Raw genomic sequence first — 12,159 nt, forward strand, 5'->3', positions numbered from 1 at the left:
CTTATGAATACGCATACATATGTGAACCCAAAATAACGTTTGTTTCGCTTCATCCATCTACTGTGACATATGTACTCCAAGAAACCTACTTTTTATGAGATTCTATATTATTGTAACGGTTTGGTGTAACAATGCCCATACATATTTATAGAACACAACTGGCCACTTAGGCTCTGACCAAATTTCTTTCTGTATCCGATATAAAGTTTATCATAGGAAATGCCGAAATAGTTTGACAAACTCCGTACATTTATTGGGTATGGACCAGTTTATTGTCATAACTTTGAAATTAGGGATGTTTTGCATCCTGACAGACGGATATTATACACTATATATGGGTATCACCTAGATAGAGAAGTAATATGCCTTAGAACGATACACCACACAAAGGAGACGTTTATGGATACCTCTACACATTTTGTCATGGGGATTGGTTTAGCCGGTCTCGCTTATGTCGATCCTGTCGTTGCGACGAGCCCCATGCTTGCAGCTGCGGTAATGGTTGGCACGATTGCCGGTTCCCAGGCCCCTGACATCGATACTGCATTACGTCTCAAAAGCAATTCGCTGTACATCCGGAATCATCGGGGCTTGTCACACTCTCTGCCATTTCTCCTGTTATGGGTTCTGCTCATCACTGGCGTTATTGCATTGATATTCCCTGGTGTCCCCATTGGACACGTCGCCACCTGGACTGCTGTAGCCGTAGGCTTTCACGTATTCACCGATCTGTTCAATACCTATGGAACCCAAGCCGCCCGGCCTTTTACGGAACGCTGGATCGCCTGGAACATCATTCATATTTTTGATCCGTTTCTATTCACTACACATGTCGTAGCTATCCTGTTATGGGCCTTTGATCTAATCGCCCCTGCACCACTTTTCGTTACGTTGTATAGTTTGACCGGTTTGTATTATATATGGCGAACGATTGCTCGAGCACAAGCGGTTAGAAAAGTTAGACGTCTCGACAACAGCCCAGAACAGGCCAAATACATCGTCATTCCAACGATATCCTGGAACCGCTGGCATGTGGTTAAACGAGTTAAGGATGGCAGTTATGTGATTGGTAAAATGGATGGTTCTAATCTGGTATGGAGTCTGCACGCGTCGTCGTCTACACATGCGGCCGTTGCTGCTTCACGCAAATCACCGGAAGTCAGTGCTTTCCTCTACTTCACCTCCTATGCTGTGGCAGAGGTTGAAGAGCTACCTGCCGGTTACAAGGTCCGCTGGGCAGATGTACGTTATCGACACCGGAAACAATATCCATTTGTCGCAGTCATTGTGATGGATCGGAATTTTGAAACAATTGATACGTACGTAGGCTGGTTAAGCGATGAGAAGATGGATAAAAAACTTTTATCCGCACGCCCTTGACGAAGTGAGCATGGCAAGGCACAATCAGACATAGGAACAGATACGCGAGAAAGCCCGGAGCGTTTCCGCCCCGGGCTTTCTGTTTATCCTTTTTGCTGTTGGTTAAGATGAATTATTTGCCAGACCCAGCCAGAGACTGCTCAGCGATTTGTACCAGACGTTTGGTGATATATCCACCCAAAGATCCTGTTTCACGGGAAGTGTAGTTACCATAGTAACCGTCTTGTGGGATAGTTACACCCAGTTCCTGTGCAGCCTCGATTTTCAATTGTTGCAATGCTGAATTTGCCTGAGGTACCACCAAGTTGTTAGAACGAGATCCTTGAGCCATATTTATAATCTCCCTTCAATCTGTGTCTGTAATGTAATTGCAAGCTTGCAAGATTATTATGGCTCGCAGGCTACAGGTTATACGGAGTTTTACTAAATTTGTAGATGGAGGTTTTTCCCAATGAGCAAAGGTCTATCCTTATGGTTCGCATTCTCTTCGATTATTTTGTTAACGGTTTCAGCAATTATGATCTCCTACTCCGGTTGGTTCGCTGCTTTAATGTTTGTCCTGTCCGTTGCCAACATTGGCTGGGGTTTTGTGATTCGTGCCAAAAAAGAACGTCAGGAAGTTCGCTCGGCTACTTCAGAGCCCACTTCTTGATCAGGTCTTTTATAGTTCAATAATGAACGCACAAATAAAGAGGAGTCCTTCAATAGGGCCCCTCTTTATTCATGTTAACTGTTCATGCTGTTACATATAGACCTCTTGCCTTCCATTACAAAACTACGACAATGTACGTCTAGGAACAAACCCCATACGTTCTTTCACTGCACTCAGCGTTTGAGAAGCAACCTCTTCTGCACGACGAGCTGACGTATCCAGTACATCAGCCAATTCGCCAGACTCCCGAATCTCATTATATCGTTGTTGCAGCGGTTCAATCACAGACACAACCACTTCAGCCAGTTCCTTTTTAAACGGACCGTACATCTTGCCTTCATAACGCTCAGCGACTTCCTTCAGTGTCATGCCCGCACATTCAGCGTAGATACTCATCAGGTTGCTAACTTCCGGTTTGTTAGCCGGATCATATACGACTTCACGTCCCGAATCTGTAGTGGCACGGCTGATTTTTTTGCGAATAACATCCGGCGGATCCAGAAGGGCAATATAGCTGCCAGCGTTAGGATTACTTTTGCTCATTTTCGAAGAGGCATCATCAAGCGACATTACCCGTGCACCCACCTGTGGAATATACGGATCTGGAATGGTGAAGTACTCCCCATACCGGTGGTTAAAACGTCCTGCCAGATCACGTGTCAGTTCCAGATGCTGCTTCTGGTCCTCACCTACGGGCACAAGGTCAGCGTTGTATAACAAAATATCAGCCGCCATTAATGATGGATACACGAACAGTCCCGCACCAACAGAATCTTTACCGGATGATTTATCCTTAAACTGAGTCATGCGTTCAAGCTCACCCATGGAGGTCAGTGTTGTCATCAACCATCCCAATTCCGCGTGCTGCGGTACATGGGATTGGAGAAATACGTTAGATTTCGAAGGATCAATACCTGCTGCAAGAAACAGCGCAGCTACCGCTTCTGACTGCTCGCGCAATGCGGCTGGCTCCTGAGCCACGGTGATTGCATGAAGATCAACTACCATGAAATGACATTGATAGTCATGCTGGAGTTTCACAAAATTTTTGATTGCACCAATATAGTTGCCCAAAGTGAGCTTCCCGCTTGGCTGAATACCTGAAAGTACTGTTTTCATTGCACATAACGCCTCCCTGATTGGATATAAAGTAGCTCCTGTCATTCTCTGCGAACGCAAAAAGGCCCCACATCCGCAAGGGACGTGAGACCGTGGTGCCACCCTTATTCGCCTTTCTCCTAACGCCCTGACCTTGAATCAAGTCAAGCTGAAGAAATGCCTTCATTGTTCCGTAACGTGGATTATACGGCAGACTCTAGTAAGGCAAACCCGTCTCTGGCTTAACCTGTTCAAATCCACACTCAAGGGTCCATTCGGTAAAGAGCTCACACCGGTTCGCATCAACCACCGGCTTTCTGAAGAGGGTTCTCTTGGCCTACTTATCCCTGTCATCGATTTCATGTCATTCAATTTGAATAAATGCTTTCAGAGTTCCATCTTAATGCGCACAGGCGCGAATGTCAAAATGAGTTGAACTTTTTTACCCGAGACACTGAAATCTGTTATGATGGAATTGCTTATCCTTATGCCTGCTTCACACGAAGCAGCGCAGGAAATAGCTGGCATGTACACAATGACACGCCTGCAGCAGTACAGTCATCACAACTGCTTGCAGACAGATTTCAAGTGGGAAAAGGAGCATCGATATGAAACAAGTGACCAAAGGCCAATGGAATGGTTACGACACGTATATCCTACATAGCCGCGAATTGGAAATCACCCTGCTGCCGCGTCTTGGGAATAATATTATTTCTATTCGCGATTTAGTGCAGGACAGAGATGTCGTCCGCCGTCCGGATGAAGATGATCTTGCCTTTTATCTGCAGAAGCCATACCATTTTGGCGTTCCTCTCCTGATTCCACCAGGGCGCATTCATCGAGGACAATTCGAATATGAAGGTGTCGGTTACCAGTTCGATCAGAACACGGCAAATGACAACCATATTCACGGCCTCCATCGTACCCAATCCTGGTGTGTCAGTGACATTGAGGAAGATGAAGACGGCTGTGCAATAACGACCGAATTACTAACCGAAAATGAAGAGCTTTGGATGGCTCAATTCCCGATTCCCCTGAAACTTGAGATGACGTTCAGTCTGCAAAACGCTGTATTTAGCCAGCGTCTGCGAGTCACCAATCTGAGCTCAACCCCTGCTCCTTTTGGGATGGGATATCATACATGGTTTTTGTTAGACGGCAAACCTGCCGACTGGACACTGCAACTGCCTGTTTCCGGAATATACGGACAGAATGAAGAACAACTACCAACAGGTGAACTGGAACCCCTGGGTGAATGGTCTGCTCTTAACGAAGGCATCAACTTGCAGGGACGTAACTGGGATACCCTGTTGAAAGCTACCGAAGGTGAATCGGCTACGGCATACTTACGCAGGCAAGATGGATATACCTTGAAATATTCAGCAGATGAAGCATTTTTCAAACACTGGGTTCTCTTTACCAAAGGTGAATCCGATCAGTTTTTGTGCATTGAACCGTATACTTGGCTCCCGGATGCACCAAATTTGGATTTATCGGATGAACAAACGGGGTTGATTCGCTTGGAACCGGAACAACCTGTTGAGCTATTTACACGTATTGAGGTTATACCTCCTACTGACTAAGCGAGTTGATCATCCACTATACTGCTTTTACGTATATCAGCATCTCTTTCGATATCCTGATACAACTTGCCGACCCGCATTGGGTCGGCTTTTTCATGTGATCTGCACACAGATATTTACCCATATTTTCCCTTACGCCATATCATGTATATTTCCTTATTCTCTAACCATACTAACATCACCAACCCATAAGGAGGTGACACATATGTACGGAGGTCAAAACCAAGGTAGCGGTAGCCGCTCCAACAACCTGGTCGTTCCCCAAGCAACTGCAGCATTGCAACAATTGAAAATTGAAGCTGCACAAGAGCTGGGTGTAACGATTCCACAAGATGGTTACTACGGTAACTATACTTCCCGTGAGACAGGTTCTCTGGGTGGATACATCACTAAACGTCTGGTGCAAATCGCTGAGCAGCAATTATCGGGTCGTTCGTAAGCTCGTAATTATTGCTTGAGCCTAAGCAGAATCCAAAAGCAGCAAAAGCGGCCTTCTTCGGAAGTGCCGCTTTCTTTTGTGCAACGAATTATGAGGTCGACTCCATATCTGTATCCTTGTATGTATTGGTTCTAGGGTAACGAATCATCAAGCTCGCCATATTGTAATTAGACTCCATCGTTGCATCTACCAAAATCATACCTTGTCTTACTACGAAGTCGTATGATATTTCGCCATGAGTCCAATTGCGTTTGAATTTCAACGTCTCCAATGCCATTGCCCGGAAAGAAGTTCTCTGGGTTTCGTTTAGTCCACCTTCCTCCGCATCCATCTGCCCATCCCGTCCAGTTATCGGATTATGTCGAATACCGAACTTCCCAATCACATTGTTTCGTATTTGCACAAAAACTACCCCTGAATCTAACCCTGACAACTCATGATCAAGCTCTTTAAATACCAAATCTAACTGCCGCGCCAATGAAAGCTGGTCAATTTTCATAATAACACTCCTCCTACATGCTTATAGTCCTATATATCAAGGACTTACGACTCATTATATGACATCATATGTGCACGTTCAACAAACAACGGCATATTTGGGTATTTTTAACTACAACTTGCACAATTAATTGCCATTTCGCTTCCTTAAAGTGAGTTATTTCGCTTATTTGCGACAAAATATTTAAACATTAAAAATTAGGATCATGAACAAAAATAGGCTGCACTCCCGTGTCTGTTAACAGGGGATTGCAGCCTATTTCATATATGTTCAACCTATTTTTCGGTAGCTGTCATCTGCAAAAACTGCTCAATATCGGCAATAACCAAGTCCGCAGCATTTTGCCAGAATTCCGGTTGTGTCAGGTCTGTACCCAGATGTTTCTGAGCAAGTTCTTCGACCGTCATACGTCCCGTATCCCGCAACAGATCATCGTATTTATCTGCAAATGCTGTTCCTTCTTGCTGTGCTCTCGCATAAATTCCCGCACTGAACATGTACCCGAACGTATATGGGAAATTATAGAATGGTACACCTGTCAGATAGAAATGCAGTTTGGATGCCCAGAAATGCGGATGATCTGATGCAAGCGCGCCGCAGAAAGCTTCCTGCTGTGCTTCCACCATTAACTTGGATAGCTCATCCGCGTTAACCAGGCCTTTTTTGCGTTGTTCATAGAAACGATTCTCAAACAGGAACCGGGCATGGATATTCATAAAGAAAGCTACACTTCGCTGTAACTTGTCTTCCAGCAAAGCCAGCTTCTCTTGCTCATCGGTTGCCGCCTGAACCAGGGCATCTGCTACAATCAATTCAGCAAACGTGGACGCTGTCTCAGCCACATTCATGGCATAACGTTGATTCAACGCAGGCAACTCTTCCATAATGTGTTGATGATATCCATGACCAAGTTCATGCGCAAGAGTTGACACATTGGATGGTGTCCCGGAGAAGGTCATGAAAATTCGGGTTGCTTTGCTGAGTGGCAAAGACGTACAGAATCCGCCTGGGCGCTTGCCTGGACGGTCTTCTGCTTCGATCCAGCGTTTCTCAAAAGCCATCTCTGCAAACGAGGAAAGTTTAGGACTGAACTTGGCAAACTGTTCAACAATATTGATGGCTGCCTCATCGTAAGTGATTTTACCACTGGATTGTCCTACAGGTGCGTCTACATCGCTCCAGCTGAGTTTGTCTACCCCCAGCAGTTCTGCCTTGCGCTCCAGATATTGAACAAGCGCAGGTTTGGCACCATTAATCACATCCCACATCGTATCCAGTGTCTGGCGTGACATCCGGTTGATGGCCAGAGGTTCTTTGAGGATATCATCCCAACCACGTTTCTCATATAACTTCAGACGGAATCCCGCGAGGTGATTCAGCGTGTCTGCACAGAAATCTTCGACATCAGTCCAAGCCTGCTCCCAGTTTGCAAATACCGTCTCGCGTACATTCCGTTCACTATCGCTCAGCTTATTGGCAGCCTGCCCTGCGGAGAGCATCACCGTTTCCCCATTTTGCTCAAATGGAATGTTCACCTTGCTGACGATCGTGTTGTAGAATTTGCCCCAACCATGGTAACCATCTACACCCAGATCCAGAGCAAGCCCTTCCAGTTCAGGCGACAGCTTCTCACGAGCCAGCGTGCGACTCTCGTTCAGTACAAATGCCAGCGGCTGAATATCTTCCCGAGCAATCCATGCGTCCCACACCGAATCTGATGTCTGACTGAGTGTATTATCGAACTTCGATTTACTGCCGTTCAGCATCGCACCAAGGGAACTGATGGCGCCTTGAAGCTGCGTTGCCTTTTTGTCCTTCTGGTTCTGTGATGAGAGGCAGGATACAAAAGCAGAACCTTCTGATACGCGCATATAACAGCTTTGCAGCAGTTCCAAAATGGGATCAAACGCAGCCGTCTCTCCTAATGAAGTCGGTGCAGCTGTTTCGTTTAACAGATGTTGCAGTTTACGTACATCCTCTTCCAGTTCAATCAGATACGCAGCAAATGTCTCGGAGGAAGAACCTCCACTAAAAATGGACTCCAGATCCCATACGGGGTGTAATGGCGTTTTCATTTAATAAGGCACCTCTCTCTATAAATTGGATGGTTAGGATTGAATTAAAAACTGGTTTTATGCGTGCCATATCTCTATACTAGAGAAATACTTATAGCAACTTTCAGGAGGTAAACGTATGAAACCTTTACAAGTATCGGCTGATACAGCCGTCAAATTAGCAGAATCCTTGGGCGTACCATTGGAGCATCTGATGCACATGCCACAACATATCCTGATGCAGAAGATTGCGGAACTTGCCAAACAAGAAACCTCCAAACCTTCCGCACCAGAAGGCGAACAAGAATGATTCCGTTTGAGAACAGCTGGCCTTACGATATTGTGATGGGAGACATCTATGTACAGCAATGTCCCTATTGTCATGCAAGCAATGTGCTGCTCCCCCTCAAACCCAAAGAGCTTGTGCTCATTCGTGAAGGCAAAAAGAAATTACTCGTCTTTCCCTGCTGTAATACCAGCATGACCGTGATCGACAACGACAGTGATTATTTGTTATCCAGCCGTCCTGTCCGTATCTAATGTAAGATTCACTTAGAGGGGCTGCGCTTCGCAGCCTCTTTGTCTGCTTCAAGCATCTCTTCAGGGAGTTCCAACTTACTTGATATCATCTGTTCACGCAGCACGGCCCATTGTTCTCTGGATGCACGAATCATGGCCGCATCTGTGATCCGCTTGTCATGAATGACCTTGCTGAACCATTGCACTGCTTCATTAAACCGTCCTACCCTGCGGTTCAATTCCCCAAGCAAATACAACAGTTTGGCTTCATTGCCACCCGTTCCTTCCCGTTCAAACACTTTCACATAGGCTTCAAGGCTAAATTCAAGAAAACGATGTTCCTGTGCATGGTCCTCCATATAACGATACAACCAAGCTATATGATGCAGCAGACCTGCGACGACACGGTCTTTCTCCTGAATAACCTGCGCGCACAGCAAGGCAAGTTTGTACGTAGCCAGCGCCTGGTCCAGTGTCCGTGCTCCGCTATAATCACGTTTAACCCAGCGGTTACCGACCTGTTCCTTAAAAGCCTTGCGCTGAGCCTCATTCAAATGCTCCGTTGCGTTCTCCGTGGAGGCAAACCCGCAATGAGGACAGATGCGAACCACATAAAAATCCGGATTCTCCAGCTTGTAGTAAGCACAAAAATCGGCATCTGTCCGGTAGGGCCTTTTCAAACTTGGTCTTACCCGTGAGGTTTCATACTCGGTTTCGCAATAATGACAGGTCACTTTCACCTTATATAGTGGCTCTAATTCCAATCTCTTCCATCCCTCTCCCGTACGCTTATAATCATATTCGGAACTACGGTGTATTCACAAAATGATGTGCAGGCCCGGATAAACGCTGCAGGATAAACGAATGCAAGGGCTCCTCCACACCGATCTGTGTTAAGGCCTGATCCATACATGCAAGCCAAGCCTCAGCCCGTTCAACCGTCACTTCAAAGTGCATATGACGGGCACGCATCATCGGATGTCCAAATGCCTCGGAAAACAGCCCAGGTCCTCCAAAAAACTGAGACAAAAACATATACTGCTTGTCAATGACCGGCTGAATATCTTCAGGGAAAAGTGGAGCCAGTTGCTCATTCTGCTGGACGATTGGATAAAAGGCCTCGACCAGTGCGCGAACCCCTTTCTCGCCGCCAAGATTGTCATAAATACTCAAACTGGGATTCATTCGTCTGATTCCCCTTTCTGATGTCGAATTTTGCCATATATTACACGTTCCATGAACATTGTGAAAACAGTAACAATATCCAGGCTACAAAAGCCTTTATCTCCATTCTATCAAAAAAAAACAAAAAGTCCTATATAACATGAAATCATTAGGACACGTTACCTGTTATCTGAATATAGGACCTTCTTCAAAAATAAACACAAAAAAAGCGCCAACCGCATAGGTTGGCGCACTAGATATTCCATTAATAACTCCGCCAGTCCTCTTCCTCAGAGCGTACCAGCGAGGCACGTATCACATATACAAAAGCACAGACCAGGATTCCGGTGACAAGACTCATGATCATCACTCCATCCGAATTGAATTCCACCTTGGAGACAATTAGGTGACGTTCAGGCGTTTTTCTCATTTTAGCACACATCACTCAAAAACACAGCCACTTTTGCAAGCGCTTTCTACGTATAATTTTGTACTGTTTGTCCACTTTTTTTCATATATTGATGGCAATAGCATCACAGACTTCCGGATACCGACCATTCCAAAAATAAAGGAGAAGAATTCATGGCTGCTTCACAACGACTCACCCATGTCCTTGTCACACTCGCTCTCCTGATCCTTTGTGTGTTAATGGTCTTGTATCCAGCGGCAACCTGGCATGCAGGTGTACGCGGACTGTCCATCTGGTGGGACGTATTGTTTCCCTCCCTTTTTCCTTTTTTGGTGCTGTCCGAGCTGCTGCTCGGCTTTGGCATTGTTCATTTTCTAGGTACCTTGCTGAATCCACTGATGCGACCATTGTTTCGGGTTCCCGGAAGTGGTGGTTTTGTATTTGCCGTGAGTTGTGCATCCGGTTATCCGACAGGGGCCAAACTAACCGCCCAGTTATGGGAACAAAAGCTGGTTACCCGGGAAGAAGGAGAACGGCTCGTTGCCTTCACCACATCATCCGATCCGATTTTTATGATTGGAGCCGTATCGGTTGGCTTCTTCCACAATGTCGCCATTGCTCCGTTATTGGTTGTAAGTCATTACGCTGCTGCATTTCTGGTGGGTATGCTCATGCGTTTTCACGGGGGTACAGTGAAAGGCTCACAGCCAGACAACTCTTCTGCATCCTCAGCGAAGAAAATACCTGGAAACAGACTGATCCGGGCCATCTATGCGATGCATGAGGCAAGGAAGGCCGACGGACGGGCATTCGGTGAACTGCTGCGCCACGCAGTCTCCTCATCCCTTCGCCTTATTATTATCGTAGGAGGGCTGGTTGTATTCTTCTCAGTCATGTTGGAGTTGCTTGTACAGACGGGGTGGCTTGGTGGATTGTACGGAATTACCGAGCAATTGCTTCGACATAGCGGGCTTCCTCCATCCTTATCACCTAGTTTGGTCGGTGGGTTATTCGAAGTAACGCTGGGGAACAAAGAGGCCGGAAGTGCCGGGGCCTCCGTCCCACTCGTCTATAAAGTTGCAGCAGCAGCCTTTGTTCTCTCCTGGGGCGGATTATCCGTCCATGCACAGATTATGAGTGTTCTGAGTAACACACCCATGAGGTACGCTCCATTTCTATTTGCCAGAGCAATTCATGCGCTCATCGCACCTTTGTTGGTCCTGCTATTATGGACACCCATGATGGGGCGTTCCTCTTCACCCGTTCTCATGGAGCCTGGTTTCATCCCATCGTTATCAACGTATGTACCGGACTGGGGACTGATTTTCTTGACGGGGATCATTGTTTTTGCGAGTATTCTTGTGTTGTTGCTATTCCTTACGATATTAAGTTATTTCTTCAAGCCAAGACGACATGCCAAAAAATAAGTCAACGATTCATCTATATTAAATCTATATTTAACTGAATATGCATCCAAACGTTGTGTTCTTCCGCGGAATTGATTATCATCGGTAGTATAATGACCACAAAGGAGCTTTAATCTTGAGATACTATGTTCAAGACCGCGGAGACCAGTTATCGATTGATCTAAGTCAGCAGTTTCATGCGTTGGCGAAGGAAGAAGGGTTCAAGCTGGATGCAGAATCGCCGGAGATTGTCATCTCCATCGGGGGCGATGGTACGATGCTACAGGCATTTCACAATTTCATCGACCGTATTCCGGATATTGCTTTTGTTGGGGTTCATACAGGCCATCTCGGCTTTTATGCCGATTGGAAGAAGGAAGAATTAAGGGAATTAGTCAGGCTGATGAGTGGCAAAGGAGATCCGGAGCGTCTCAAACCACGGATTGTACAATATCCGCTATTGGAGCTTGAGATTCGGAAAAAGTCGGGCAATTCCTCCTACATCGCCCTGAATGAATTTACGTTAAAAGGTGTGGACGGTACCGTCGTGGCCCAGGTCGATATTAACGATGTGACATTCGAAATGTTCCGTGGGGATGGAATCTGTGTATCCACTCCATCAGGCAGCACAGCCTACAACAAGGCCCTTGGCGGTGCCATGGTTCATCCGACTATTGAGGCGATTCAGATTGCGGAGATTGCTTCGATTAATAACCGTGTCTATCGGACACTCGGCTCACCGGTTATTTTGCCCAAGCATCATCATTGTGATATTTTCTCCCGCAAGGATCAGCGGTTATTGCTGACGATTGATCATGTGAACGTGATGGTGGAGGATCTAATATCCGTCCGTTGTCAGGTATCCAGTCATAAGGTCAGTTTCGCGCGTTTCCGTCCTTATCCATTCTGGAATCGGGTTCGCACGGCATTTCTTGACTAAATAAGCACACCAAAAA

Annotated in this window: 15 protein-coding genes and 1 other annotated feature; of the genes, 8 read left to right on the top strand and 7 right to left on the bottom strand. The window is 46.1% G+C overall.

Features of this window, described 5'->3' with window-relative positions:
• Window positions 1-399: 399 nt before the first annotated feature.
• A complete protein-coding gene (locus ACE3K2_RS15330; RefSeq protein WP_421891799.1) occupies window positions 400-1,380 on the top strand; it encodes a metal-dependent hydrolase in 981 nt (326 codons plus the stop codon).
• Between the two features lie 112 nt (window positions 1,381-1,492).
• On the opposite strand, the gene ACE3K2_RS15335 is transcribed toward ACE3K2_RS15330, so the two are convergent.
• Window positions 1,493-1,711 (bottom strand): alpha/beta-type small acid-soluble spore protein, encoded by a 219-nt coding sequence (locus ACE3K2_RS15335; RefSeq protein ID WP_017692386.1) that lies wholly within the window; start codon window positions 1,709-1,711, stop codon window positions 1,493-1,495.
• Between the two features lie 120 nt (window positions 1,712-1,831).
• On the opposite strand from ACE3K2_RS15335, the gene ACE3K2_RS15340 reads away from it, so the two are divergent.
• Window positions 1,832-2,032: a hypothetical protein gene (locus tag ACE3K2_RS15340; RefSeq protein WP_421891802.1), complete on the top strand. Its 201-nt coding sequence runs from the start codon at window positions 1,832-1,834 to the stop codon at window positions 2,030-2,032.
• Window positions 2,033-2,155: 123 nt separating this feature from the next.
• Here ACE3K2_RS15340 and trpS read toward each other — a convergent pair whose 3' ends face one another.
• Window positions 2,156-3,151 carry a tryptophan--tRNA ligase gene (gene trpS / locus ACE3K2_RS15345; protein ID WP_421891805.1) on the bottom strand — a complete coding sequence of 332 codons (996 nt, stop codon included), beginning with the start codon at window positions 3,149-3,151 and terminating at the stop codon, window positions 2,156-2,158.
• A gap of 75 nt (window positions 3,152-3,226) precedes the next feature.
• Window positions 3,227-3,493, bottom strand: a binding site (T-box leader).
• Between the two features lie 245 nt (window positions 3,494-3,738).
• On the opposite strand from trpS, the gene ACE3K2_RS15350 reads away from it, so the two are divergent.
• On the top strand, window positions 3,739-4,713 hold the full coding sequence (locus ACE3K2_RS15350; RefSeq protein WP_421891808.1) for an aldose 1-epimerase: 975 nt from the start codon (window positions 3,739-3,741) through the stop codon (window positions 4,711-4,713).
• 205 nt (window positions 4,714-4,918) lie between these two features.
• On the top strand, window positions 4,919-5,152 hold the full coding sequence (locus tag ACE3K2_RS15355; protein ID WP_017692382.1) for an alpha/beta-type small acid-soluble spore protein: 234 nt from the start codon (window positions 4,919-4,921) through the stop codon (window positions 5,150-5,152).
• A gap of 88 nt (window positions 5,153-5,240) precedes the next feature.
• Here ACE3K2_RS15355 and ACE3K2_RS15360 read toward each other — a convergent pair whose 3' ends face one another.
• Window positions 5,241-5,654: an O-methyltransferase gene (locus ACE3K2_RS15360; RefSeq protein ID WP_421891908.1), complete on the bottom strand. Its 414-nt coding sequence runs from the start codon at window positions 5,652-5,654 to the stop codon at window positions 5,241-5,243.
• 272 nt (window positions 5,655-5,926) lie between these two features.
• Window positions 5,927-7,726: a M3 family oligoendopeptidase gene (locus ACE3K2_RS15365; protein ID WP_421891811.1), complete on the bottom strand. Its 1,800-nt coding sequence runs from the start codon at window positions 7,724-7,726 to the stop codon at window positions 5,927-5,929.
• Window positions 7,727-7,844: 118 nt separating this feature from the next.
• On the opposite strand from ACE3K2_RS15365, the gene ACE3K2_RS15370 reads away from it, so the two are divergent.
• Together ACE3K2_RS15370 and ACE3K2_RS15375 are read left to right on the top strand one after the other, a co-directional pair.
• On the top strand, window positions 7,845-8,015 hold the full coding sequence (locus tag ACE3K2_RS15370; RefSeq protein WP_074096390.1) for a YycC family protein: 171 nt from the start codon (window positions 7,845-7,847) through the stop codon (window positions 8,013-8,015).
• Window positions 8,012-8,245, top strand: a complete 234-nt coding sequence (locus tag ACE3K2_RS15375; RefSeq protein WP_421891814.1) for a hypothetical protein — start codon at window positions 8,012-8,014, stop codon at window positions 8,243-8,245. The genes ACE3K2_RS15370 and ACE3K2_RS15375 overlap by 4 nt, the downstream gene beginning before the upstream one ends.
• An 8-nt stretch (window positions 8,246-8,253) precedes the next feature.
• Here the strand turns inward: ACE3K2_RS15375 and ACE3K2_RS15380 are convergent, their stop codons facing one another.
• The 3 genes from ACE3K2_RS15380 to ACE3K2_RS15390 all read right to left on the bottom strand — a co-directional run bounded on the left by ACE3K2_RS15380 (window position 8,254) and on the right by ACE3K2_RS15390 (window position 9,818).
• Entirely contained in the window at window positions 8,254-8,988 is a 735-nt protein-coding gene (locus tag ACE3K2_RS15380) for a DUF2225 domain-containing protein (RefSeq protein WP_421891817.1), read from the bottom strand.
• Window positions 8,989-9,031: 43 nt separating this feature from the next.
• Complete coding sequence (locus ACE3K2_RS15385) at window positions 9,032-9,409, bottom strand: globin (RefSeq protein WP_036605723.1); 378 nt, start codon at window positions 9,407-9,409, stop codon at window positions 9,032-9,034.
• Window positions 9,410-9,653: 244 nt separating this feature from the next.
• A complete protein-coding gene (locus tag ACE3K2_RS15390) occupies window positions 9,654-9,818 on the bottom strand; it encodes a hypothetical protein (protein WP_155984997.1) in 165 nt (54 codons plus the stop codon).
• Window positions 9,819-9,970: 152 nt separating this feature from the next.
• Here ACE3K2_RS15390 and ylbJ point away from each other — a divergent pair, with 152 nt between their 5' ends.
• Together ylbJ and ACE3K2_RS15400 are read left to right on the top strand one after the other, a co-directional pair.
• On the top strand, window positions 9,971-11,224 hold the full coding sequence (gene ylbJ / locus ACE3K2_RS15395) for a sporulation integral membrane protein YlbJ (protein ID WP_421891821.1): 1,254 nt from the start codon (window positions 9,971-9,973) through the stop codon (window positions 11,222-11,224).
• Between the two features lie 115 nt (window positions 11,225-11,339).
• The gene (locus ACE3K2_RS15400; RefSeq protein ID WP_105409911.1) at window positions 11,340-12,143 is read left to right on the top strand and encodes an NAD kinase; all 804 of its coding nucleotides are present in this window, start codon (window positions 11,340-11,342) and stop codon (window positions 12,141-12,143) included.
• Window positions 12,144-12,159 lie beyond the last annotated feature (16 nt).

This window comes from Paenibacillus sp. (assembly GCF_048976745.1).
Lineage (GTDB): Bacteria > Bacillota > Bacilli > Paenibacillales > Paenibacillaceae > Paenibacillus.